Raw genomic sequence first — 24,210 nt, 5'->3', positions numbered from 1 at the left:
TTAACGCGACAAAGTTAAATAAAAATCTTATCCTAAATTGTGGGAAATACTACCCCAATTTGGGTGATATAACAGAGAGCAATGGGCCCAAGATCCGTCACGCTTGGTAGGGGTATGGCTTCCATCAAGATGTGCCGGGGACAGCTTTGGCGTGGTCACCGTGGCGTTCGAATACACGAACAACAGCCCAGATAAGCTGGGCTTCACCTACGCGATTGTTTTATCCGTCTTCAGTCCTATTGTTTCACAGTGGATGCCCCGGGGGCAGTAAATACAACCAACCTTGCATACCAACGCCAATGTTCTGCCGCGAACGAGTCTTCGGGAAGGCAGGGGTTGGATATGGCCTAGCCCAGTTGCTTTTCAGCAGGGCCGCCAACTACCTACGATGCACGACCTGTGTCTTTAGCCGCCCGACAAGTATATTCAAACCCACCGGGCCAATAAGGGTAGGCACCTGCATCATCATGCTGCACACCGGCTCCATCGTTAGCCGCCCGGCCGCCGGAACAAAACGCATGGCAACAACACCTTATGTCGTCCCTCTTGTTCCCATGTTCGCTAGGGATATACACCGTTGCTCCATCAGCGTAATACGGGTATTTCCTATTGGTCAATGGCGCATGGAAACCATTCGGTTCCAGCACGATGTTACGTAACATTCTTTATAGGAAATGTTGCTCTCCATCAAGACAATATTATTTCCGTGATACAAAGGATTGGCCTCGTGAAAAACAGGGATATTGGGCTTAAAAACCGGATAAGGGCGGTGAAACCCGAAAATAATCCCACGGAATTCATTCTTACGGCGGTGCATAAGGAGACGGAAGCGCTGAATAAGAAGATGGAAGTGCTGAATAAGGAGGCAGAAGCGCCGAATAAGCGTCTTGGTTGCGTATAAAGGTGGATTGGGATGATAAATATCCATCTGATGTTGATAAAAACGAAAACCGGTTTCACTATTAAGAAAATTCAACCGGTGCATCGGTATCCACCTCCGGCGTATCATTGGATTATTCCCATGAAAAATAGGACAGCCCCCCTGCCAATCGATTATATGGCAGCGCAAAATAATGTTGTTCCTGTGCGTAGTAAGCCTGTTTTTGCGTTAAATAATGCAGGATCCACGAAGAATAAAGGTGCTTGGCGGTAAAACAATACTGGTTCTGTGCAAGACAATACGATGTCCGTGTAATGTTACGTAGTATTTCCAAGCTTTTTACCCCCATTCATCCGCTGGATCATCCGGTAACGCTGTAGGGTTTTTCGAGCTACCTTCTCGATAGGCACTCCGCCTATCGACCGGATGTATCCATTGAGGTCATAGTCGAACCGTTTGTCGCCGATTTGCCGGATGCGCCCTTTGAGGTCGTAGTCGATGCGGGCATTGCCATTTTTGGTGAGTTCCTGTTCCACGCTGAGCAGGTCGCATGTTGCCGTCTGCCTTCATTTGCCGTTGCTTTCACCACCCCCGTTGCTGCAACCAACGCGGGAAATACGCCATTTTGGTCAGGCATCGGTGTCCGGTGGGCTTTCGCCCGTGCTCCGCTGACTGTCATTATCCGGGCAATGCCTATTGTGTACGTGCGGGATATTGGAGTCGCTTGTTCTCCGCATCTTTTCCGGTGCTTTTCCGCTTGAGCAGCGGAGGAGCACCGAAGAACTAGCGGAGCAGGTACGCGTCAGGTATAGAGCGGGTATCCAGCCGAAGCGGGTATCCAGCCAAGAATGACCGAACCTATTCCTCACGAAACCGCCGTTCACCATCGTCTACAAGGCCTTTGAAGCCCGATACAGTTACCGGTGTGTCGTATCCCGCTGGACGCCGCTGGCTGTCCATTTGCCTTCCTATCGCTTGTTCACCGGCAATATCCGCTAATGCCGTGGCAAGGCAATTCTCACGTACATCACCGAAGTCATAACCGATATCGTCAGCTGCTTCGAGGGTCGGCACAATGCCGCTGTAATATTCGCCTCTGCCATTGGCGTTTTTGGTGAGAAAGCTGCTGAGGTAGAGGTCGTATCGGTCTATCGGCAGTCCGAAAAAGCCCACTGGTTTGCCGAAGGTCGTCCGCCCCACCATGCGGACGTTGAGGTGGGGTTCGAAAAGGTTGATCAATAATTCTGCTGCCGAGGCGGTGTTGCGGGTGGTGATGAAATAGATGTCCGCTATCCCATCGATACCGGCGGTCTTTTCAAAATGCCGCGTATTACCAGCCACACTGTAGTCGATGTCGAAATAGGTGGCACGCCGGTCCTGGATGTATACGGGATTGCCCTGCGAATCGTTATACAATTGGTTCTTCAGGATGGTGGCTTTGCCTGCTTGCATCAACTCATTGAAATGCTCGGTAAACATCACTTTCCCCTGCAAAGCCTGGGGTGCAAGGAGGTTGGCAAGGTATGCAACATTGGACACATAACCCCCTAGGTTATAACGGAGGTCGATGACCACGGTTCGGACCTGTTCGCTGCTGAAACGGCTGATGGCCTCCAACAATGCATCCCTGGAGGCTTGGTCGTTCGAAAACCGGGCATACGCAAGGTAACCTATCGGCCTTCCTGCTAGATTAATCACGCGGGTATTAAAGATGGCGTTGCTTTCGTAACGCTGCTTATTGAGCGTAGCGGTTCGCTGGATGCCGTCTGGATTGATTGTGCGTATATCGATGCGTTGGGCCTGCCTCAGCATATTGTTTACCGTGTTCGCGTTCGTGGTAAGGGAGCCGTTGATCTCCGATACACGGTCTCCACGCCTTAGACCCGCCTGGTAGGCCGGGGATCCTGCATTGGCGTATATGACGCGTACATCACTCGGATCATACTGGCCCACTTCAAAGCCGAAATCGTCACCAATGCCTTCAAGTGTGACGCGCGCTGTCTGGTCACCGTTTGTACGTTCTTCAATTTCTTCGATGTAGGAATATTTTAGTTGCGAGGAACTCAAGGGCGCTTCATAGGGTGCGCCGGTAGCCGGATTGACGGCATGCCGCAATAAATTAAATAGGGCTGTGCTGTATTGCTGAACCTCGGTGCCGGATGTTGCGTATTGGCGCGGGTTGAACGTAGTATAGGAGGGGAGTTCTTGCTGCCAAAGCCATACTTCATTGCTATACATGTAAATGGAATCGAGGATTCGTTCCGGGAGCGAACCGGTTTTGGGAATTGCAGCATAAGGATCGGGTTCTGCCGAATCTTTTTTGCAACTCGAAACCATGAGCGAAATGACGATGGAGAACCAGATGCTTTTATACATGTTTCAATAAAACCTATTAAAAGGATAAAATTCTTGTCAAAGATATGAAAAGTTGTACAGGTCGCGAGCATGCGCCGTTAAGTATAAAGGAGGGGTTGGAGTTTTTTTTGCAGGCGCTCCATCCGATCCGCGATATATTCGGCTGCCGTTGGCAAGAATTTCGGTTGTTGGATAAATTCTGCAAGCGAACAAGATGAATACATCATATTATCTTTTTTGGTTCTATCAATGCAAACGGATTGTGGGTTGATATTGCTACACCAATATCAAGAAATTAACCAATTACCCGGTATCGCGGCATGAATTGTTATTAAGAAAATCAAAACATGTGCCAAAGCAATATGGAATTCTATCCGGCAATAGCGGCAGACCCTGTAGAAGGCCCGCATTAAATGTAAAATGATTAGGTAATATCATCACAGACCATTAATAGCGGGGCATGATTATTGCCAATGGATAAAAAGAGGAGATAAATTTGTTATGGCCAAACATTTATTCATTATCAGGCATGCGAAATCGGACTGGAGCTTTGATGTTCGCGACTTTGAGCGGCCACTCAACGCCCGTGGATTTAAAAACGCCCCACAAATGGCCCTGCGGCTCGCCCAATATTCCGTCCTCCCCCAGCACTTGGTGAGCAGTCCTGCAAAACGAGCCATTACCACGGCGCAGATATTTGCCGAACATTTAAAGATGCCGGTGAAAAATATCCAAACCGACAACCGGATGTATGAAGCCGCACTCAACACATTGTTTCAAATCATAAACGAGCTGGATGATAGACACGATAGTGTAGCCCTTTTTGGACACAATCCCAGCTTTACCTTGCTGACCAATTATTTTGCTGATGAAAATGTCTATAACATTCCCACTTGTGGTATCGTGCATCTCCGCTTTGATGATGCTGAAGATTGGGCTTCATTGAGTGAAGGGACTGGAAAGCTGGCTTGGTTTGCTTACCCAAGGGACGGTGAGTGAGGTTATTTTAGACTGTAGATTGTAGATTTTAGATGGGCTGACAGCTGATAACCGATAGCTGAAAGCCGATTTTCCGTCATCTTTGCTCCTTATTCTTTTCATCTTTATGCTTATTTCCTTACTTTTACCCCCAGATGCCCAATAAGCTCCATAACGAAACATCACCTTATCTCCGGCAACATCAGCATAATCCCGTAGCATGGTACCCATGGGGAAAGGAAGCATTGAGTAAGGCTGTGTCGGAAAACAAACTTATCCTCGTTAGCATTGGTTATTCCGCTTGTCATTGGTGTCATGTGATGGAACGCGAAAGTTTCGAAAACGATGCAATAGCGGAAGTGATGAATAAGCATTTCGTGTCCATCAAGGTTGACCGAGAAGAACGGCCTGATATCGATCAAATCTATATGATTGCCGTGCAACTGATGACCAACAGCGGCGGTTGGCCGCTTAACTGCATCTGCTTGCCTGATGGTCGTCCCATCTATGGTGGTACTTATTTCCGGCCATCCGATTGGAAGAACGTACTGCTGCAATTGGCCGATATGTGGCGAGAAACCCCTGAAGTGGCATTCGACTATGCCGAAAGGCTGACCAAAGGCATTCAACAGAGCGAGCAACTACCCATAAACCGCATACCGGAAACGTATTCCGTGCAGGATGTTGAAGCCATCGTTACCCCCTGGAAACGCCTTTTCGACAAACAGGAAGGTGGCCATACGCGGGTGCCCAAATTTCCCATGCCAAGCAATTGGCTGTTTTTACTCCGCTATGGGGCATTGGCCCAAGATAAGGATGTGCTCAACCATGTGCATTTCACGCTCCGCAAGATTGCTTCGGGAGGTATTTATGACCACGTAGGCGGCGGTTTCGCGCGGTATTCGGTGGATGGCGAATGGCATATTCCACATTTCGAAAAAATGCTATATGATAATGCCCAACTGGTAAGCCTCTACGCCGAAGCTTGGCAGCAACGGCCTACCGACCAATACAAACGGGTGGTAGCTGAAACATTGGAATGGGTGCGGCGCGAAATGACTAGTCCGGAGGGAGGCTTCTATTGTGCATTGGATGCCGATAGCGAAGGCGTGGAAGGCAAGTTTTATATATTCCATCAAGCTGAAATTGAGGAAGTACTCGGAGAAGATGCCCCACTGTTCATCCGGTATTTTTCGGTCTCGGATGAAGGAAATTGGGAGGAAGAGCGGACGAATGTGCTGAAAGTCGACATGGAGGCAGACAAATTGGCGCAAGAAGTAGGATTTTCCGATTCGGAATGGGAAGCATACCTTGCCCAAGGCAAGCAAAAATTACTCGATTACCGGAATGATCGGGTACATCCAGGATTGGATAATAAGCTGCTGACATCATGGAATGCGTTGATGCTTAAAGGTTTTGTGGACGCATATCGGGTTTTTGATGACGCTGAATACTTGGAGATGGCACTGGGTAATGCGGAATTTTTGCGTCAACACGTCTATGCCGAAGATGGCGGTCTATTGCACCAACCGGCATCAAATGGAAAGACAATCGCTGGCTTCCTTGATGATTATGCATTTTGTATTGAAGCCTATATCGCGCTGTATGAAGCCACGTTTGAAGAGGTTTGGTTGGAAGAGGCTAAACGGCTAATGGAGTATGTGCTGGCCCATTTTTATGACAAGAAGGCTGCCGTATTCTACTATGCGTCGGACAAGGCTGAGCAACTCATTGCTCGCAAGCAAGAAATCATGGATAATGTAATCCCCTCATCCAGCTCTTCCATTGTGCGGCAGCTTTATCGGCTGGGCTTGGTTTTTGATGAACAGCGGTACAAGGATATTGCTTCACAGGCGTTAGCTAATGTGTTCCCACAGCTTGCTTCATATGGTTCTGCATATTCCAATTGGGCAACGCAGCTGCTGGAAGAAGTGTATGGGTGTTATGAAATCGTGCTTACCGGCCCGGATTGGTTGACTATGCGTAGGGCCCTAGATAAGCACTACCTGCCAAACAAAATGATATTGGGGGGAACAAAGGGTACACTCCCGTTGTTAGCAGGTAAAATGGGCAATGAAACACAAGCTTATGTCTGTAAAGATAAGACTTGTAGCATGCCTACAACAGGCATAGATGAATTGATGAAATTAATTATATGAACCGGATGCGGTTAGTGCATCCATAAAAATTGAAACAAATGACTATAGCAGCTAACAGCGTAGTAACGTTGACTTACAAACTCCATACTGTGGAGGATGGTACCAAAACTTTTGTAGAAGAGGCCGGCAAGGATAATCCATTGGATTTCATGTTCGGAGCGGGCATGATGTTGCCAAAATTCGAAGAAAACATTGCTGGATTAACAAGTGGAGATACAACGGATTTTGAATTATCCGCTGAAGATGCCTACGGTGAGGTAAATGAACAGGCCGTTACTTCACTTCCTGTTGATATGTTTAAGGAAAGTGGTATCCCTGCCGTAGGGCAAATTTTGCCATTGCAAGACAACCAAGGCAATCAATTCCGTGGACAGGTCACTGATGTGAGCCCGGAAGAAGTGGTAGTCGATCTCAATCACCCAATGGCAGGGCAAAATCTACATTTCGATATTGAAGTGCTTGCGGTACGTGAAGCCACACCTGAGGAATTGGCCCATGGGCATTCGCATGGTCCCGATGGGACACAAGAGCATTAATCGGGATCTTATCACCCATTAAAAACTTCATAGATTTACCGCCTAAAGTGGTAAACCTATGAGGTTTTAATAGCCCTTAGCATCTCTCGCTTGCCGGGAGCTCCTTGCACCTTTTCAATGGTAAAACCCAATCCTTTCATGCACCGTTTGAGATGCCCGGTGATAGCATAGGTAACGAATATGCCGCCTGGTTTTAAAAACGTGCATACATGCCGCAACGTTTCTTCCGTCCACATCGCTGGTTGGCGTATGGCGGCAAAAGCATCGAAATACAAAACATCGAATAGTTTTACGGTGCTGAATTGCAATGCTTCACATTGCGCGACCTCCAGCTGACATGTGTCGTGGATTTGCTGTACAGTACGCAGGCTATCCGTATATCGAGACAAGAACGATGCCCATAACCCCTGGGAAACATAAGCATCATATCCCGTTTGAGAAATGACCGTTGCCGATAGCGGAAAAGCTTCCACGCCTGTATAGTCCAGTGCCACCCCATTTAAGCGGCAGTAATCTGCACTGAGCAGGAAATTAAGCCCTGTCCCAAACCCAACCTCCAATATAGATACGGCATCCGGATGTTGCGATTCCAGAAAATGGCGTAGTCCCATGCTGAGAAACACGTGCTTGCTTTCCTGAACGGCGCCGTGTCGGGAATGGTAATGTTCGCCGATTTCAGCATGATACAGGGTCTTGGATCCATCGGATGTGACAACAAATTCTATCATGTTATGCAAACTTAAAATAATTCCATTACTTTAGTGTCCAACATGACGACTCAACGTGGCAATTTCCTGAAGAATTACGGGAGCATCCTGCTCTTATTGCTAGGTATTGTGATAGGGAGCATCATCGGTGGCTTTTTCCCAGGTATCGTGGTATGGCTCAAGCCTTTGGGAGATATTTTTCTCAACCTATTGTTTGCCGCTGTTATACCCTTGTTATTTTTTGCCATAGCGTCTGCTGTAGCCAATATCGACGGTTCACAGAAATTGGGGCGTATCATTTCTACCATGATAGCGGTTTTTTTGTCTACCGTGCTCATAGCGGCGGTACTTACCATTGTTGCGCTATGGTTCTTTCCCGTAGAAGCACCACAAGCTTCGCAGGAGGTCGCCGAAGAAGTGCTGCGGGGAAATCCGAATGATACATGGGGTGATAAGTTGGTGAGGTTTGTCACGGTAGATGAATTCTACAAGTTATTGTCAAGGGAAAACATGTTGGCTTTTGTTATTTTTTCCTTTCTTGTGGGCATCTCCGCCATGCGGTCGGGCGAAGTGGGTGCACCATTCAGGAAATTTCTGTCATCGGGCAACGAGGTGATGAAACAATTGTTGATCCTGATTATGAAAGTGGCTCCTATTGGTCTGGGTGCTTATTTCGCTTACCAAGTGGGTACCATTGGTCCCGAGCTTTTCGGATTTTATGCCAAACCATTGGGGTTATACTATATCCTTGGCCTATTTTATTTTATCGTATTCTTCAGCCTATATGCTTATGTCGCTGGAGGTAGGCAGGGCATAACCAAGTATTGGAAAAACAACATAATGCCGTCGGCCACGGCTATCAGCACATGCAGCAGCATTGCTACCATGCCGACGAACTTAGCAGCGGCATCTAAAATGGGTATCCCAGCATCTGTAGCTAATGTGGTTATTCCGTTGGGAACCACCTTGCACAAAGATGGCTCATCCATGTCCAGCATCGTTAAGATATACGTAGCTTTCGTACTCATTGGGTGGGATTTCTTTGACCCGATGACATTAATCATGGCATTGGGTATCACCGTGTTGGTGAGCATCGTAGCCGGAGGCATCCCCAATGGGGGGTATATCGGTGAGATGCTGATGATTTCGGTATATGGGTTGCCCACGGAAGCTATCCCAGCAGTCATGATCATTGGCACCTTGGTAGACCCAATGGCCACATTGCTCAACGCAACGGGCGACTCCGTGGCTGCCATGCTGGTCAGTAGGTTTGGATTGAAGCGTAAAAGATTGAACACGGATGACGCGGGTTGAGCGGATAAAGACGGATTTACTCCTACCATATATTCAATTCCAGACCTCCCGGAGTGGGGGCAGTGGTGGCCAAAATGTAAACAAAGTGGAAACCAAAGTCACGTTGCTATTCGATATTGATGCGACGACGGTGTTTTCTGAAGTGGAGAAGGACCGCATCAAGCAGCGGCTAAGGAATCGTTTACAAGCAGATGGATTGCTGCAAATACATAGTCAACAGACCCGTAGCCAGCTGAAAAACAAGGAAATTGCCCTTCAGAAATTGGTGGAATTGCTTTCATACGCGCTCAAAACCGAAAAACCGCGTAAAACTACCAAACCGTCTAAAGCTGCTGTGCAGAAGCGCCTTGACGCCAAGCGCCAACAAGCACTACGGAAGATTAATAGGAAGAAAGATTGGTTATGAATGGAACAATAGAACGCGGATGACACGGATTTGGCGGATGATCACAGGTTTACAGCACAATGCTTTCTCATACGCTTGCTCTAAAAATCCGTGCTAATCTGTTCAATCTGCGTCATCTGCGTTCCAATATCAATACCGATAACTCAACCCCAAAGACCCATATTGGTGCCTGAAGAACATCCCTGGTAATTCTTTGGTATTAAAAATATATTGCATATTGAGCGTCAGGGAATTTCGCGCATACGTTACGCCGAAATGGTTAGACAATACCCAACGGGAGGGCTCATAGGTAACAGGCCCCTTATCACGACGGAATAACCCTCCTTGTATCGTCGCGTCATAAATGACCAGATTCAATTGTGGCCTAAAATAGGCAAATAACTCGCGCTTCACCGCCATATTCCTCGACTGTAACCGGCCAGACCAATGGGCGGATTGGTGTAGGGGATTGATTTTGCCCCACCTGAATGTTGGGGAGGCAGCTAAGGAGGTATGGTTTGATCCAAGGGTTGCTTCTGTGTATGCTGAAATATCAAACCATTGGCGCTTGTTGCGATATAGTAAACCGCCATACCGGATTGAGGCATCCAAGCCAAAGGCATTTTCCAACTGGTACTCCCAGCCTGCGATTTCATATAGTCTCAATACCCTGTGGATACTTTCCTGGAACTGCCGACCCAATGCGCGCTGTCCGATGGTGCCGATTTCTGCTGTGAAAGATAAGAACGTTTCGTTGGCAAAATATCGGTCTACATTGGCAGCTAGAAAAAGATAGGCGGTAATTGGGCGATCTACCTCCTCTATGCGGTGAATCTGGGCAGTATAAGCATTATACATCTTTTGCCCCATTGTAATACCCCATAGCCTATTCGTTTCTTTGGGTGCCAATGCTGTGCTATCCACTGTTTTACGGATATTGAAAAACAACCCATTGGTATAGTATTGGTCTTGCCTGTTAAACAGGTAGAGGTCATTGTCGTTTTGGAAATGGATTTCCAACCGAGGCATTTTTTGTGCCAGGCATGAAACGAAGGCAATTAGCAATATACCGGTTGAAATACTTTTCCTACCGGCAGGCATTCGTGCAAAGCCGCTATTTTTATTGTATAGGTGGTTGGGCATTGCCTGATTTACAATTCTTCATTATATACAGTTCTCCATACACTGCATTGGCAAACATAAGATATTTTTATGGATTTGGCCATAAGCTTGAACTACAATAACCCTGTGCCTTTATGCCTGTAAAGCAATATAATTTAGAACGATTCTAAAAAATACCAATAACTTGCAATATTCGTAGCTTCATATTTCAATTCGTAATTTTGCATTTCGGTATTAATCCATTGGGGGATAATGACATGAAGAAAAGTTCGGTAATAGGTATCATCGTTATCGCTATTGCCATTGCGATGATTATTGTGATATATGCGGATTCGAGTACCTATTCCACATTCACGGAAGCGAGGGAGAAACAATCTGAACTATATGTGGTGGGTGTGCTCAACAAGGCAAAAACACTATATTATGACCCTACGGTAGATGCCAATCATTTTTCGTTTCATATGTACGACAATGACAGCACCGAATGCAAAGTGGTGTTCAGGGGTGCAAAGCCACAGGATATCGAGCGTTCGGAGCAAATCGTACTGACGGGTAAGATGGTGGGAGATGAGTTCCACGCCAGTAAAATTCTGATGAAGTGCCCTTCTAAATACAACCAAGACGAGGTCGAAGTGATTGAGGCGTCAACGGCCCAAATTATGGGGTTTACTGAAACACCAACCGATAATTGATTTGACGTAGATGGATATAAATTATGTAGGTGAAAGCCTTTTGCCCGGCAAAATAGGCCAGTTCTTTGTTATTCTTTCCTTTGGAACCGCGTTGCTGTCCTGCATCAGTTATTATTTCGCTACTCGGCACAAGGAAGACCATTCGTGGCAAAAAATCGCCCGTATTGCTTTCTGGATCAATATTGTATCGGTATTAGGGCTGGGCAGTTGCCTCTATTACATTATTTACAACCACCTTTTCGAGTATCATTATGCTTGGGCGCATTCTTCCAGGTCTTTGCCCACGCACTACATTATTTCTAGTTTTTGGGAAGGACAAGAGGGGAGCTTTTGGCTGTGGATGTTTTGGCAAGGCATGCTGGGAATACTATTGGTATTCCGAGCCAAAGGTTGGGAAACTCCGGTGATGACCATCATCATGCTATGTCAGGCGGTACTGGGTTCCATGCTGATTGGTATTGAAATTTTTGGGGAACGCGTGGGAAGTTCGCCTTTTATCTTATTACGGGAAGCCATGCAGGGGCCCATTTTTTCCGACCCCAATTACGTTAGCATGATAGCCGATGGTACAGGCCTTAATCCGTTGCTTCAAAATTATTGGATGGTCATCCACCCTCCAACGCTGTTTTTAGGGTTTGCAGCAATGGTCGTGCCTTTTGCCTATGCTGTAGCTGGCCAGTGGCAGCAACGCTATAAAGAATGGATGAAGCCAGGATTACCCTGGGCGTTGTTCGCTGTGATGACCTTAGGGGCAGGTATTATCATGGGATCATTCTGGGCCTATGAAGCACTCAATTTCGGTGGTTTTTGGGCTTGGGATCCAGTAGAGAATGCTTCCATTATTCCATGGCTTACCTTGATCGCGGCCGTACATGTAATGGTTGCCTACAAAAATTCCGGTCATTCTTATTTCACGGCCACCTTTTTGGTCATGATCAGTTTTGTGTTGGTGATCTATGCCTCATACCTCACCCGTAGCGGTATATTGGGGGAAACGTCGGTACACTCTTTCACCGATTTGGGCTTGTTTTGGCAATTGATCGCATTCAATGTGATTTTCCTGGCCATCATGGTATACTTACTTGTGAAGCATAAGAAGCGTATGCCATCCACCCAAAAAGAAGAAGACATTTATTCCCGCGAATTTTGGCTATTCATTGGCGCATTGGTGCTCTCGGTAGCGTGTGTTCAAATCATTGCTTCCACTTCTATCCCGGTATTTAATGCGGTATTTGGTACTAAGGTAGCTCCACCAATCGATCCGGTACAACATTACAATAAATGGCAGGCTGGTTTTGCCGTGGTGATCGGCATACTTTCAGCCTTTACACAATTCATGAAATACAAGCGGACGGATGTCCGCAAATTCTATGTGTCAGCTATCGCCTCGTTGGTGGTGGCCGTGGTGATAACAGCCATCGTGGTGTATGTCACCAAAGTATATACCAATTTCATGTATATCCTGATGGTTTTTGCCGCGACGTATACGATTGTGGCCAACGGCCGGATATTGGGTGAAGCCATCAAGGGAAAATGGAAACTCACCGGTTCGGCGGTGGCACACATCGGATTTGGGCTGTTGCTCATCGGTGCATTGGTGGCAGCTGCTACCAATGAAGTGATTTCTGTAAACAACAGCGGTTATATCGCTGTAGCTGGCTTTGACCAAGTGGAAAAACCGGGCGATAACCTATTCCTCACCGAGGATGAACCCGTACAGATGGGGGATTACCGCATTACCTATGTAGGAGATAGCGTAGTTCCTCCCAATGTGTATTACAAAATCAATTACGAAAAAATAGACGAGGAAACAGGCAGGGTCACCGAAAGCTTCCAACTCCGCCCTTTTGCACAGAATAACCCACAAATGGGGGGGCTTATTGGTACACCAGACACACGGCATTACCTCACTCATGATATTTACACCCTCATCACCGCAGCGATGTCTGATACACACCAGCAAAGCCAAGGAGCGGATGAACAGACCGGTTTTGAGGATTACGAAGAGCCAGCGATCTATGAAACCAATATCGGCGATACACTACGCTACCGCAATGGGTATATCGTGGTGACAGGTATTAACCGAAATGCCACATTGCAGAATATCCCAAAAGGGGAAGATGATGTCATCGTGGGGCTTCACTTGAATGTGCACACCGCCGAAGGTCAAATGTACGAAGTGGAACCTGTATTCCTCATCAAAGATGGCGCCACATACGATTTTAGCAAGGATGTGGAAGAGCAGGGGCTACGGTTCCGGTTTAGCAACATCATGCCGGAAAAAGACAAGCTGGAGCTGATGGTATACCAGAAACCCGTGCCCGAGAAGAAGTGGGTGGTCTTTAAAGCCATCAAATTCCCCTACATCAACTTCCTTTGGTGCGGAGCCATTGTCATGACCATCGGTTTCTTCATGGCTATCCTTCGCCGCAATAAAGAAATCAAACCCGAAAAAACCTGATGGACGTCATATTGCTTGGCAGCGGAAATGTGGCTACGCATCTTGGCAAGGCGCTTACCGAGGTCGGGCATCGGATTGCCCAAGTGTATAGCCCCTCGAAAACCAATGCCGAATTGTTGGCAGAGGCATTAAAGGCGAAAGCTATCGACAACCTTGCCGATGTCGACTCCCAAGCCGATGCCTATATCATTGCCGTGAAAGACGATGCCATAGCGCAGGTAGCTTCCCAATTACCCACTCACCTAAAGGGTCTTGTTGTGCATACCGCAGGGAGTGTGGATGCGACCGTCCTTGCAGCGTATACTATGCATTATGGTGTGTTATATCCGCTCCAAACCTTTTCGAAAGCCAAGGCTGTTGATTTTTCATCCATACCTTTGGCTATTGAGGGGGCAGATGAGGCCACCTATGTACAGTTGGAAAATTTGGCAAGCAGTTTGTCAAACCGAGTTTTTCCCTGCGATTCAAAGCAGCGCCTTTCACTCCATGTAGCGGCAGTGTTTGCCTGCAATTTCACTAATTATCTCTATTCCATCAGTGCCGATATCCTCTACGAACATAATCTTGACTTCGATGTCATCAGGCCGCTTATTCTCGAAACAGCCGAAAAGGTGATGATACATCTACCCGAGGATGTGCTGACGGGACCGGCGGTACGGAATGATAGGGGTACGATAGAAAAACACTTGGAAATGTTAGAAGGTCACCCTGATTTGAAGGAACTATATGCCCGGATGAGTAAACAACTACGGCAATATAAGAAGTAAGTATAATAGCAACCCGCTCGAAATAGTCGTAGTGCACTAATGCTCTTCAAACTGGCTTTTGATGCGTTCGAGGTTGTCAATCATTTCCTGAATGCGCGTGTTCTCGTTGTTGATGTATTGTTTCATGAAGATGAAATGGCAAATCAAGAACCAGAAAACGATGAACAGAATGAAACCGATGAACGTCCAAAACGGTAGCACGAAATACATTTCAATGGCATAGAAAGCAAACGCCGCAGCGACACAGGTTTCATAGATGGCGTAATTACGGGTGTTGAAGCGATTGCGCCGCTGTTTGAACGTCTTGAGGTAATCGATATAATCCTGTGGTTTTGACAGTAGCTCGTGGCTCTTGCTGATTTTACGGTAATCGCGCAGCTGGTTCACAAAATAATAACCGATACAGCCTATCATGATCGCTAAGGCAAGGTACGTTGTCCATGTCGAAAATTCAACGGTCACACACATCCACAGCAGCACCACTACCGCCACCCCAATAGCCACACTTTGCCAGAAGAGCTTCTTGGCAATCGCAGTTTTACTGCCACTGACACGTTTCAGAATCGTTTCAAAGCTAACGCTTGACTCCGGCTCCTGCCGTTGCCAAAGCTGTTGTATATCATCAAACCCTTTCATTTCTATTGTATATTTCGGTTAGCTTATGTTTTATCCGATGTATTTTCACACGGAGGTTGCCCTCGGAGATACCGGCCACTTCGGCAATCTCGGGATAAGGTACCTCATCCAACACCATGGTAATGATAATACGTTCATTTTCTTCCAACTGTGCAATGGATTTGTATAATAATGCAATTTGTTCCTGTTTTTCGGATGGCTCCTCCGAGTAGTTTTCGATGATGTTGTCGTTGAGTTCGTCGGTCGCCCGGCGCTTTGCCGTACGCAGGTAGGAAAGGCAGGTATTTACGGCGATGCGGTATATCCAAGTAGAGAGTTGTGATTGGTTGCGGAACTTATCGAGGTTTTGCCATACCTTGATAAAGGTTTCCTGCATCAAGTCATTTGCCGAATCGCCATCACCGGTATAACCATAACAGAGATGGTAAACTTTTTTGGAGTTATCATCAAACAGTTGCTGGAATAATAAACGTTGGTTACTCATAGACAGCAGTTACGTGATATTGGACGCCATTAGGTTTTACCTGTTACAAACTAAGCTATTTTGCCTTTCTTTTACAAATGCTTACGGATCACCCTGGCAACTATTAGTGATCAATTTCCCTATCCTAGTAGACTCAGCGGGTCTTCGTGTTGCATTTATACCCTAAACTACTACAAAGCGCTCGCAAAAAGTACCTGTATAGGGCTGAAGTGCTTCCACCGATTATGTTGCAATAGCAAGAAAGAATTTATTAGTTTTGTTGCTTGAAAGGTATCACCTTTCTGAATGCTTATTGTAAACCGAAGAATAAAAGAGAAGATTTATTAACAATCATGTAATGATGAGTTTTTGTAGGTAAGCGAAATTTGACGCGGAGCATATCTAGGTTACCTTTTGTACAAAAATGTAATACGAAAGAATGTTATGAAGAACCGCTACAACGCGTATTCAGATGAACAGCTTATTAGTCGTTTAATAGAAGACGATTCCCGGGCGTTTTCGGAAATCTATAGCCGGTACGCGGAGAAATTGTATATACATGTACGGAATAAGACCCAAGATAGGGAGGCCTCAAAAGATTTGGTTCAAGAATTATTTGCTTCATTGTGGCAAAATCGCGCAGCGTTGCGCGCGGACATCAGCCTATCGGGTTATTTATTTGCGGCAATAAAATACCAAACTATCAATTGGATCGCTCGGAGGAAACACAACGATAAATACATCCATACGCTGCTTACCCACAGTTTTATGGATAATCAAAGCGCCGATACACGCATACTTGAGACGGAGGTCAAGCAACAAATCGAGGAAGAAATCAGCCAACTCCCCAAAAAAATGCAAGCTATTTTCCGAATGAGCCGGGAGCAGCATCTCAGCCACAGAGAAATCGCCCAAACGCTTTCCTTATCAGAAAGTACCGTCAAAAAGCAAGTCAACAATGCACTGAAGACACTTCGTCTCAAATTCGGTGCTTACCTCCTGATGTTGGTGATCCTGGCAGCATGACGGATACCCTACTATAATTTTTTCTATTTTTTTCTACGCCTTAGCTATGGTTCGATTGATATGTATCAATAGGGGAGCACATGTATACCAGCAGTCATGGATAAAGATCAAATCAATCGACTATTAACGCGCTATCTTGCGGGCGAATGCACGGCGGAGGAGCATGCATTGCTGGAGCGCTGGTACCAGCAATTAGAGCCGTCCCCCTCGTCAGCCCCCATACCGGAGGAAGAAGTACGGGCAGATGTCGAGGAGATACGCAATCAACTCCTTCCACGAAATAAGAGACTACGCATCGGTTGGATTCCCAAGACATTTGCCGCGGCAGCATTGCTCCTAGCGATTGTGTGGTATGGTCGTCCGTATCTCGACCAGATGGACAGCAGCATTGCGTCTACACAGACGGTGCTATTGGATGCGGCCGACATTTACCCAGGCGGAGATAAAGCCACGTTGACACTTGCTGATGGTCGGCAATTGGTGCTGGAAAACGCCGATTCAGGGATGATTGCTAGCCAGGCCGGCGGTCAGATCTATAAGAATGATGAAGGTACGCTGTCGTATCGACTAGGTGCGGGCGACACGAGTATAGCGCCTTCGTACCATACGATCAGTACGCCCCGAGGAGGGCAGTACAAGCTTCGCCTACCAGACGGCACGTTGGTCTGGTTGAATGCTTCCTCATCAGTGACTTATGCGGCCAATGTCTTTACTGAAGACCGTACTGTGAAGCTCCAGGGGGAGGCCTATTTCGATGTAGCTCAAGACCGACACCATCCATTCAAAGTCATCACCGAAAGCCAGGAGGCGGAAGTGTTGGGTACGCAGTTCAACATCAATAGCTATAACGACGAGCCGAGCACCAAAACCACCCTGATAGAAGGGTCTGTACAGCTCACATCGCTTGGCTCCATGAAACCCATTGTCCTCAAGCCCAATCAGCAAGCAACCGTAAACGCGGGCAATGCCATCACGATTAGCCAGGTAGATGTGGCCGATGCTATCGCGTGGAAAAACGGCTTGTTTCGCTTCAACAATTCGGACATCGAAGTGGTCATGCGTCAAATCGCCCGCTGGTATGACGTAACGGTCGTATTTGAGGGTGAAAAACCAACAATGAAATTGTGGGGAGAAGTATATCGGCACGACAATGCAGCCAAGGCGATGGAAATGCTCAGCTACTTCGGACTGAAATACCGCATTGAAATGAAAGGGGATGAAAAACGGATCGCCATACTCGCCAAAGATTAACTAACCATAAGGAGGAACAATATGAACGATACAGAACGCAGCACTTAATTCCACCGAAGGGGTAACGAAAAACGTCTTCTGACTGCCATCAGAAGACGAAAATGTGAGTTAACCCATTGATGGATAATCCCAAACGAACGTAGAATTAATTATTAACCCAACATCACAAAGGTAATGAAATTTCAGTTGTGCACAATGGCCATTTCATTGAAATGGCGCCCATGGTTAGCGTGGGAACCAATACGTTTTTTAACACATCGACATCTTTTTTCTTGGAATATTATCATGCGGTTTTACCTATTGATTGGCGCGATCATACTTCCCTTTCTGCAATTGTCCTTTGCCGGTCATGCACAAGGGGTCTCCATCCGATTGAACAACGCCCCGATTGCGCAGGTATTCAAGGCTATCAAGGAGCAAACAGGCTACGTGGTGGTACACAATGACCCCCAGTTGTCGCGGATGCATGTATCCGTGCAGCTAAAGGACGCCACGGTACAAGAAGTGATGCAAACAGCTTTAACGGGCAAGCCCTACTCCTTCAAGATTGTGGATAGCAATATCCTTGTTAGGTATGAGCGCCACCCAGTGGGAGTTGTGGTGGCGGCGCCGATCGTGCAGCAGCAACGGACTATAAACGGCATTGTAATATCCAGCGAGGGGGAGCCGTTGGCCGACGTCACGGTATCGGTAAAGGGCACGAATTTGGCCACCGTTACGGATGCACAGGGAAGATATAGCCTGGTGTTGCCCGCTGCGGGCGAGCCTAGTCTTGTTTTTAGCCTATTGGGCTATGGACAGCGGGAAGTTTCCATGAAGGGCGAAGGAACAACCATCAATATTACGCTGCAATCTGTGGTGAGCGACCTCGATGAAGTGGTGGTAGTGGGCTATGGTATCCAAAAGAAAGTGAACCTTACCGGCGCAGTAGACCGGATTGACGGCGAGCGGCTTGCAGCTTTGCAGGTAAACACCATTGGAGAGGCCCTGCAGGGCCAGGTGGCTGGGGTCAACGTCGGCATAGCAGATGGAAAGCCGGGCCGAGCGGCGTCGTTCAATATCCGGGGAACCACCTCCATAAATGAGGGCGGCCCGCTCATCGTCATCGATGGCGTGCCCCAGTCGGGTACAGACTTGAACAACATCCCACCTCAGGATATCGAAGATATTTCCATCCTGAAAGATGCCGCCTCCACCGCCATCTACGGAGCAAGGGCCTCGTTCGGGGTGATTCTCGTAACCACCAAGAAGGGGAGGAAGGACGGTGTGCAAATCCAGTACAGCAATTACTTCGGATATAGCGCTTCTACACGAGTTCCGGAAGTATATGACAACCCCATGGATTACCTGGAAATCAACCAAAACGAGTTCAACGGGAATATTGGCCAAACCTATTGGACCGATGCCCAAGTAGAATATCCCAAGCAGGTAGCGGCCGATCCATCACTTCCTTATGCGCAAGTGGCGGAAATCGGCGGACGCCCCAACCTGCTTGTGGGCGGAAAGGTATACAATTATTATAAGGAGTGGCTGCGCAAATATACCCCCAAACAGAACCACCGGCTGAATGTCAATGGGGGGACTGACAGGTTCCAATACTATGTCTCTGCGGATTTCAACTACGAGGAAGGTCTCATTAAATTCAAACCCGAAAAGATAAACCGCTACGGCTTGAGGTCTAACTTGAATTACAAGATCAATGACCACATCTCCATCTTCAACTATACAACGCTGGTAAAGCGCGACGAGGAGCATCCCAACCAGTTCCTGTATAACTTCACGTCAAACGTATTCCGTTTCATTGAAAATTCGCATCCGATGATGCCGGAATATGTGGAGGTGGACGGCCAATCGGTGCCTACAGATCTCGGATTCTACAAGGAATTCCTACGTGACAAATCCGGCATTCAGGATGACGACCACGATGCGAAGAGTACCTTGGGACTTGATATGTCGTTTCTGGATAACGACCTGAAAGTACACGTTGATGCCACCTACCAGTTCCGCAACGTTGCGCGTTTGCGATGGTGGGACAACGCGGGACCCTACCTCTCCAACTCGTTCAATAACCGCAACATCGTGTTGGACTTTTACTCAGATGCTGGGCCGGCCAAAGTGTACCGTAGCCAGGGCAATACCACCACGCACAACATCAATGCCTATGCTACCTACAGCAAGGTGCTGGGTGGCCATGATTTTACCATCATGGGCGGTTATAACCAGGAAGCTTACGACTACCGCTATAACTATGGTGAACGCATAGGCCCGCTGGCGCTGCCCCAACGCGCGCTAAACCTCGCCACAGGCATGGCCCAAGTGAGCGATGAAGATAACCGGAACTCCTCACGAAGCGTATTTTCGCGAGTGAACTACAATTGGCAAGGCAAATACCTCTTCGAAATAAACGGCTCGTATTTTCTTAGTTCAAAATTTACCAGGGAAAACCGCGGCCAAGGGTTCATCGCGGGCTCCGCGGCGTGGCGCCTCTCGGAAGAAGGGTTCTTCGACCCATTGAAATCCGTAGTGAACAACCTGAAAATCCGTGCTTCTTACGGCAGTATCGGCAACGCCAATATCGGCTCGTATGATTACCTTCCGATCCTGAATGTAGCGTTGTCTAATTTTACCCTCGATGGCGAGCGCGTGAGCTACACGTCTGTGCCCGCACCACGGTCGCCCAATTTCACATGGGAAACCATCGAAACCCTCGGAGGTGGGATAGACTTTGCCTTCCTCCGCAACCGCCTGGTCGGATCGTTCGACTATTACCAGCGCACCACAATGGATATGCTGGCCAACTTCAGGTCGCTACCCTCGGTGTTCGGTGCCAACGTACCCAAGGAAAATATCGCCAAGCTACGCAACCGCGGATGGGAACTTAGTGTGGGCTGGGCAGACCGGATCCGGTTGGGAGGCAGCGAGTTCGGTTACGGTGTGCGGGCCAACCTGTCTGACTACAAGTCGGTGATAACGGATTACTACAACCCCACAAATTACCTGCAAGATTACTACGTGGGCCAAGTAATCGGCGAAATTTGGGGACTCAACACGTTGGGTTACTTCCTGACCGATGAAGAGGCGCAGAATAGCCCCTTGCTAGCCACCAGCGCCTATAAATCGTATGCGGCGGCTGGTACCATCAAGTTCGAAGATGTAAACAACGATGGCGTAATTTCGTGGGCAGACCGCACGCTGGATAACCCCGGCGACTACCAGGTAATCGGTAACTCGACACCCCGATATCAATTCGGCATCACCCTGAATGCTGCCTGGAAGGGGTTCGATTTCAATGCTTTTTTCCGGGGGGTAGGCAAACAGGATATCTATCCGGGCTCTGAGGCGGTCAACTTCTGGGGCCCTTATAACCGTAAGTACCAGGTGATGCTCAAGCACACCGTAGAAGAACGGTGGACTCCCGAAAACCCCAACGCATATTTTCCCCGTCCGCAGGGATATGTCGCCTTGGCGTCGAACGATCTCGGCCAACCGCAAACGAAATATTTGCAGGATGCTTCATTCATCCGGTTGAAGAACTTGGTCATTGGCTATACGGTCAGCAAACCACTCCGGAAGATCCCGTTGAGCAGTATCCGGATTTATGCTTCCGGTCAAAACCTTTGGGAAGCTACCGGCTTACACTTCAGTTTGGATCCAGAGGGCTTGGTAAAAGATCCCGATGCGAATGCTCGCAATGTGGGATTAGGCACGGCATATCCCGTGCAACGGGTTTATTCATTTGGCATACAAGCCAATTTTTAAAACAAGTAGTTACAAGCACTTCATAATCAATAACGAAATGAAACGATTTTCTTTGATTTTATCCACCATGGTCCTGATGGCCAGTTGTAATGATAGGTATTTGGACTTGGAGCCCACCACGCAGATCGGCGAATCTGATGCTTTCTGGGCGAACGAAAGCGGTCTGGAGAGTTTCTCCAACAGCTTCTACAACGACATCGCACGGGAAGATTTCACGCGCGATTTTGCGAGCGATAATGTTGAGCACCGCACCAATCCACCAGCCATCCGGCGGAAAGATTACGTCTTTCCGACATCCCTGGGCAGCGGTGGGTGGAGTTGGACACAGTTGCGCAACATTAATTATTTTATCGAAAAAAGTGGCGAATCGACCATCTCCGCTGACGTTAAGCTGCAGTATCTCGCCTTGGGCAGGTTCTTCCGAGCATGGTTCTACTTCAGGAAGGTACAGCAATTTGGTGATGTGCCTTGGTACTCCACCGTGTTGAACACCACTGACGATGAACAACTTTATAAGCCACGCGACAGCAGGGAGCTGGTGATGGATTCGGTCATGGCCGATATCCAGTTCGCAGCAACACACCTATCTGAAACTAAATCCAAGAACCGGATTACCAGGTGGACCGCCCTTGCCTTGCAATCCCGTATTGCACTATATGAGGGCACTTGGCGTAAATATCATATGGATGCGGGCCTTACTAATGCCGAGCGCTTCCTCGAATTGGCTGTGGCTGCGAGTGAAACGCTCATGCAAAGTGGCGTATATGCATTGTATAGTACCGGTAGCCCAAACACCGACTATTTCAACCTCTTCCAGCCGAAGGATACCTATACAGAGGAGGTCATCCTCGCACGTTCATCGGATACGCAGACCTTCTATTACACACCATTATTCACTTCCAATGGCAACTATGGAGCCACCCGAGATCTCGTATCTTCGTACCTTATGGCTGATGGGCGCACCTTCCCAGTGGCCTATCCCAACGAAACGCAACGGCAGGAAATGGACTACTATGAAGAATTTGCCGACCGTGATCCACGACTATGGCAAACGCTGGTGTATCCGGGATATGTACGCGTAGGCACCACGGAAAAGACCGTCACGGATTTCGCCCAAAACGCTACCGGATACATGATCCATAAGCACGTAGGGCCACCCATCGAAGACCAAGGGGGTGGATACCGCGACGTGATCATTATCCGCTATGCGGAAGTGCTGTTGAACTACGCCGAAGCGAAGGCCGAGTTGGGGCAGCTTGACCAGCACGGGTTAGACCAATCCATCAACAAGATACGTGAGCGCGTGGCGTTGCCACCCCTTCAAGCGGATGTTGCCCTCGATGCCACCCAGCAGGTGCTTTATCCCGATGTTGCAGACGCGTTGCTGCTCGAGGTAAGGCGCGAACGGCGGATTGAACTGGCTTTTGAGGGGTTTCGACCGGACGACCTCAAACGCTGGAAAGCCGGTCACCTGTTCCGCAAAACGTACGAGGGCATCTACATACCCGGTTTGCAGGAATACATCGACCTGGACCGCGATGGCCAGCCCGACCTCTACGTGTATCTGAGCAGCCAATCGGCTCCAGGTAACCAGCTTTCGGGTGTGCAGTATTTCCGTATGGCCAATGTGCACGGGCTTTCCGGAGGTACCGAAGGCCGTATCAGGCCATTCAACCAGCAATTGCCTGCGTTCGAAGATTGGGAGTACCTCAATCCCATCCCTACGGAAGAGCTCACCCTGAACCCGAACCTGGAGCAAAACGAAGGATGGCAGCCTTGATAATTAAACATAAACAATGACACGATCATTCATCATCATTTTGGCGGGGTTGGCTGCATGCAGCCAACCCGACAGCCAGCAGCGTAACGGCGGGGAAACACCGTTGGTTTCACTTTACGCCTGTGGCGACGACCAAGTGTATCACCTCGATATCCACGCGAATGGCCATGCCGATACGGTTTGGCACTGGCGCGCCGCCGAAACCGAAAACCTACCGCCGGAATACTTGCCCAAGCTGCGGTCGATCGATGACTGCAAACCCTCGGTTGATGGAAAACAACTGTTGGTTAGTTCATCTTCAGGCGCTACCGTATTGATCGATATCCAAGAGAAAACGGCATTGTTCTATGCGAGTACACCCAATGCCCATTCGGTAGAATTTCTGCCAAATAACCGCATAGTGGTAGCCAACTCCACCGCATCGGGGGGTAATAGCCTGGAAATATACGACAGCTCGCAGCCGGAGCACGTGCTGTTCAAAGACACGTTGTATTCTGGCCATGGGGTAGTATGGCAGCCCAGCTCACAGCGTTTATATGCATTGGGCTATGACCGGCTTTTAGCTTATGAACTGGTGGATTGGGAAACAGCGCCGACGCTTCGCCAGGTAGACAACTGGACGCTACCCGATAATGGTGGACATGATTTATCGGCCATTGATGGTGATCATATGCTGGTGACGACACATAAAAACGTATGGCAGTTTGAAGCATCCACGGGTTCGTTCACCCCTTTTGAACCTCTTTTGGATGTGGCTAATGTAAAATCCGTAAACTTCAATGGCGATACGGACCTGTTGGCCTACACCAAGGGCGAAATCGAATGGTGGACTCATCATATCTATATCGGAAACCCCAAGGTAACCATTGATATGCCCAACCTCAAGCTCTATAAAGTACGGTTTACGCACTGACGTTCAACGGAACATCCGTACCAGGC

The 24,210-nt window shown here is 48.0% G+C and carries 20 protein-coding genes and 1 pseudogene; 14 read left to right on the top strand and 7 right to left on the bottom strand.

The window, feature by feature from the left end; genetic code table 11:
* Positions 1-383: 383 nt before the first annotated feature.
* Positions 384-662 (bottom strand): hypothetical protein, encoded by a 279-nt coding sequence (locus NF543_RS02175; protein ID WP_257666446.1) that lies wholly within the window; start codon positions 660-662, stop codon positions 384-386.
* 44 nt (positions 663-706) lie between these two features.
* On the opposite strand from NF543_RS02175, the gene NF543_RS02170 reads away from it, so the two are divergent.
* Positions 707-901 (top strand): hypothetical protein, encoded by a 195-nt coding sequence (locus NF543_RS02170; protein ID WP_257666445.1) that lies wholly within the window; start codon positions 707-709, stop codon positions 899-901.
* Between the two features lie 296 nt (positions 902-1,197).
* Here the strand turns inward: NF543_RS02170 and NF543_RS02165 are convergent, their stop codons facing one another.
* Both NF543_RS02165 and NF543_RS02160 read right to left on the bottom strand, forming a co-directional pair.
* A complete protein-coding gene (locus NF543_RS02165) occupies positions 1,198-1,416 on the bottom strand; it encodes a hypothetical protein (RefSeq protein ID WP_257666444.1) in 219 nt (72 codons plus the stop codon).
* A gap of 322 nt (positions 1,417-1,738) precedes the next feature.
* Positions 1,739-3,256, bottom strand: coding sequence for a S41 family peptidase (locus NF543_RS02160; protein ID WP_257666442.1), 1,518 nt, complete (start codon positions 3,254-3,256; stop codon positions 1,739-1,741).
* 480 nt (positions 3,257-3,736) lie between these two features.
* On the opposite strand from NF543_RS02160, the gene NF543_RS02155 reads away from it, so the two are divergent.
* From NF543_RS02155 to NF543_RS02145, 3 genes are all read left to right on the top strand, one after another.
* The gene (locus NF543_RS02155) at positions 3,737-4,234 is read left to right on the top strand and encodes a SixA phosphatase family protein (protein ID WP_257666441.1); all 498 of its coding nucleotides are present in this window, start codon (positions 3,737-3,739) and stop codon (positions 4,232-4,234) included.
* Positions 4,235-4,368: 134 nt separating this feature from the next.
* Complete coding sequence (locus NF543_RS02150; protein WP_257666440.1) at positions 4,369-6,372, top strand: thioredoxin domain-containing protein; 2,004 nt, start codon at positions 4,369-4,371, stop codon at positions 6,370-6,372.
* 38 nt (positions 6,373-6,410) lie between these two features.
* Positions 6,411-6,908: an FKBP-type peptidyl-prolyl cis-trans isomerase gene (locus NF543_RS02145; protein WP_257666439.1), complete on the top strand. Its 498-nt coding sequence runs from the start codon at positions 6,411-6,413 to the stop codon at positions 6,906-6,908.
* A gap of 56 nt (positions 6,909-6,964) precedes the next feature.
* Here the strand turns inward: NF543_RS02145 and mnmC2 are convergent, their stop codons facing one another.
* Positions 6,965-7,636, bottom strand: a complete 672-nt coding sequence (gene mnmC2, locus NF543_RS02140; RefSeq protein WP_258171672.1) for a tRNA (5-methylaminomethyl-2-thiouridine)(34)-methyltransferase MnmC2 — start codon at positions 7,634-7,636, stop codon at positions 6,965-6,967.
* A gap of 42 nt (positions 7,637-7,678) precedes the next feature.
* On the opposite strand from mnmC2, the gene NF543_RS02135 reads away from it, so the two are divergent.
* Positions 7,679-8,929, top strand: a complete 1,251-nt coding sequence (locus NF543_RS02135; RefSeq protein ID WP_257666438.1) for a dicarboxylate/amino acid:cation symporter — start codon at positions 7,679-7,681, stop codon at positions 8,927-8,929.
* A 31-nt stretch (positions 8,930-8,960) separates the two neighbouring features.
* A pseudogene (gene arfB / locus NF543_RS02130) lies at positions 8,961-9,335 on the top strand (alternative ribosome rescue aminoacyl-tRNA hydrolase ArfB); the annotation flags it as partial.
* Positions 9,336-9,464: 129 nt separating this feature from the next.
* On the opposite strand, the gene NF543_RS02125 reads toward arfB, so the two are convergent.
* A complete protein-coding gene (locus NF543_RS02125; RefSeq protein ID WP_257666436.1) occupies positions 9,465-10,457 on the bottom strand; it encodes a lipid A deacylase LpxR family protein in 993 nt (330 codons plus the stop codon).
* 236 nt (positions 10,458-10,693) lie between these two features.
* Here NF543_RS02125 and NF543_RS02120 point away from each other — a divergent pair, with 236 nt between their 5' ends.
* From NF543_RS02120 to NF543_RS02110, 3 genes are read left to right on the top strand one after another with little or no spacing between them, the layout of a single operon-like run.
* Positions 10,694-11,128 carry a cytochrome c maturation protein CcmE domain-containing protein gene (locus tag NF543_RS02120; RefSeq protein WP_257666435.1) on the top strand — a complete coding sequence of 145 codons (435 nt, stop codon included), beginning with the start codon at positions 10,694-10,696 and terminating at the stop codon, positions 11,126-11,128.
* Positions 11,129-11,138: 10 nt separating this feature from the next.
* Positions 11,139-13,589 carry a cytochrome c biogenesis protein CcsA gene (ccsA, locus tag NF543_RS02115; RefSeq protein ID WP_257666434.1) on the top strand — a complete coding sequence of 817 codons (2,451 nt, stop codon included), beginning with the start codon at positions 11,139-11,141 and terminating at the stop codon, positions 13,587-13,589.
* Positions 13,589-14,356, top strand: a complete 768-nt coding sequence (locus tag NF543_RS02110; protein ID WP_257666433.1) for a Rossmann-like and DUF2520 domain-containing protein — start codon at positions 13,589-13,591, stop codon at positions 14,354-14,356. Before ccsA ends, NF543_RS02110 begins: the two co-directional genes overlap by 1 nt.
* A gap of 36 nt (positions 14,357-14,392) precedes the next feature.
* Here NF543_RS02110 and NF543_RS02105 read toward each other — a convergent pair whose 3' ends face one another.
* Both NF543_RS02105 and NF543_RS02100 read right to left on the bottom strand, forming a co-directional pair.
* Positions 14,393-14,992 carry a hypothetical protein gene (locus NF543_RS02105; RefSeq protein ID WP_257666432.1) on the bottom strand — a complete coding sequence of 200 codons (600 nt, stop codon included), beginning with the start codon at positions 14,990-14,992 and terminating at the stop codon, positions 14,393-14,395.
* Entirely contained in the window at positions 14,979-15,476 is a 498-nt protein-coding gene (locus NF543_RS02100; RefSeq protein WP_257666431.1) for an RNA polymerase sigma factor, read from the bottom strand. Before NF543_RS02100 ends, NF543_RS02105 begins: the two co-directional genes overlap by 14 nt.
* Positions 15,477-15,899: 423 nt before the next feature.
* On the opposite strand from NF543_RS02100, the gene NF543_RS02095 reads away from it, so the two are divergent.
* The 5 genes from NF543_RS02095 to NF543_RS02075 all read left to right on the top strand — a co-directional run bounded on the left by NF543_RS02095 (position 15,900) and on the right by NF543_RS02075 (position 24,184).
* Complete coding sequence (locus NF543_RS02095) at positions 15,900-16,481, top strand: RNA polymerase sigma factor (RefSeq protein WP_257666430.1); 582 nt, start codon at positions 15,900-15,902, stop codon at positions 16,479-16,481.
* Positions 16,482-16,577: 96 nt separating this feature from the next.
* Complete coding sequence (locus NF543_RS02090) at positions 16,578-17,732, top strand: FecR family protein (protein ID WP_257666429.1); 1,155 nt, start codon at positions 16,578-16,580, stop codon at positions 17,730-17,732.
* A gap of 285 nt (positions 17,733-18,017) precedes the next feature.
* Complete coding sequence (locus NF543_RS02085; protein ID WP_257666428.1) at positions 18,018-21,491, top strand: SusC/RagA family TonB-linked outer membrane protein; 3,474 nt, start codon at positions 18,018-18,020, stop codon at positions 21,489-21,491.
* Between the two features lie 37 nt (positions 21,492-21,528).
* A complete protein-coding gene (locus tag NF543_RS02080; protein WP_257666427.1) occupies positions 21,529-23,271 on the top strand; it encodes a RagB/SusD family nutrient uptake outer membrane protein in 1,743 nt (580 codons plus the stop codon).
* 16 nt (positions 23,272-23,287) lie between these two features.
* Positions 23,288-24,184 (top strand): DUF6528 family protein, encoded by an 897-nt coding sequence (locus tag NF543_RS02075; protein WP_257666426.1) that lies wholly within the window; start codon positions 23,288-23,290, stop codon positions 24,182-24,184.
* Positions 24,185-24,210 lie beyond the last annotated feature (26 nt).

The organism is Parapedobacter tibetensis (genome assembly GCF_024704835.1).
Taxonomy (GTDB): domain Bacteria; phylum Bacteroidota; class Bacteroidia; order Sphingobacteriales; family Sphingobacteriaceae; genus Parapedobacter; species Parapedobacter tibetensis.
Note: the sequence above shows the minus strand (reverse complement) of the source record. Positions and strands in the feature narration are given on the sequence as shown.

What these genes read in the sequence shown, in the direction of transcription:
- NF543_RS02175 (WP_257666446.1), bottom strand. Translation starts at nt 662, where the DNA reads ATGTTACGTAACATCGTGCTGGAACCGAATGGTTTCCATGCGCCATTG.
- NF543_RS02160 (WP_257666442.1), bottom strand. Translation starts at nt 3,256, where the DNA reads ATGTATAAAAGCATCTGGTTCTCCATCGTCATTTCGCTCATGGTTTCG.
- NF543_RS02155 (WP_257666441.1), top strand. Translation starts at nt 3,737, where the DNA reads ATGGCCAAACATTTATTCATTATCAGGCATGCGAAATCGGACTGGAGC.
- NF543_RS02150 (WP_257666440.1), top strand. Translation starts at nt 4,369, where the DNA reads ATGCCCAATAAGCTCCATAACGAAACATCACCTTATCTCCGGCAACAT.
- NF543_RS02145 (WP_257666439.1), top strand. Translation starts at nt 6,411, where the DNA reads ATGACTATAGCAGCTAACAGCGTAGTAACGTTGACTTACAAACTCCAT.
- mnmC2 (WP_258171672.1), bottom strand. Translation starts at nt 7,636, where the DNA reads ATGATAGAATTTGTTGTCACATCCGATGGATCCAAGACCCTGTATCAT.
- NF543_RS02135 (WP_257666438.1), top strand. Translation starts at nt 7,679, where the DNA reads ATGACGACTCAACGTGGCAATTTCCTGAAGAATTACGGGAGCATCCTG.
- NF543_RS02125 (WP_257666436.1), bottom strand. Translation starts at nt 10,457, where the DNA reads ATGCCCAACCACCTATACAATAAAAATAGCGGCTTTGCACGAATGCCT.
- NF543_RS02120 (WP_257666435.1), top strand. Translation starts at nt 10,694, where the DNA reads ATGAAGAAAAGTTCGGTAATAGGTATCATCGTTATCGCTATTGCCATT.
- ccsA (WP_257666434.1), top strand. Translation starts at nt 11,139, where the DNA reads ATGGATATAAATTATGTAGGTGAAAGCCTTTTGCCCGGCAAAATAGGC.
- NF543_RS02110 (WP_257666433.1), top strand. Translation starts at nt 13,589, where the DNA reads ATGGACGTCATATTGCTTGGCAGCGGAAATGTGGCTACGCATCTTGGC.
- NF543_RS02105 (WP_257666432.1), bottom strand. Translation starts at nt 14,992, where the DNA reads ATGAAAGGGTTTGATGATATACAACAGCTTTGGCAACGGCAGGAGCCG.
- NF543_RS02100 (WP_257666431.1), bottom strand. Translation starts at nt 15,476, where the DNA reads ATGAGTAACCAACGTTTATTATTCCAGCAACTGTTTGATGATAACTCC.
- NF543_RS02095 (WP_257666430.1), top strand. Translation starts at nt 15,900, where the DNA reads ATGAAGAACCGCTACAACGCGTATTCAGATGAACAGCTTATTAGTCGT.
- NF543_RS02090 (WP_257666429.1), top strand. Translation starts at nt 16,578, where the DNA reads ATGGATAAAGATCAAATCAATCGACTATTAACGCGCTATCTTGCGGGC.
- NF543_RS02085 (WP_257666428.1), top strand. Translation starts at nt 18,018, where the DNA reads ATGCGGTTTTACCTATTGATTGGCGCGATCATACTTCCCTTTCTGCAA.
- NF543_RS02080 (WP_257666427.1), top strand. Translation starts at nt 21,529, where the DNA reads ATGAAACGATTTTCTTTGATTTTATCCACCATGGTCCTGATGGCCAGT.
- NF543_RS02075 (WP_257666426.1), top strand. Translation starts at nt 23,288, where the DNA reads ATGACACGATCATTCATCATCATTTTGGCGGGGTTGGCTGCATGCAGC.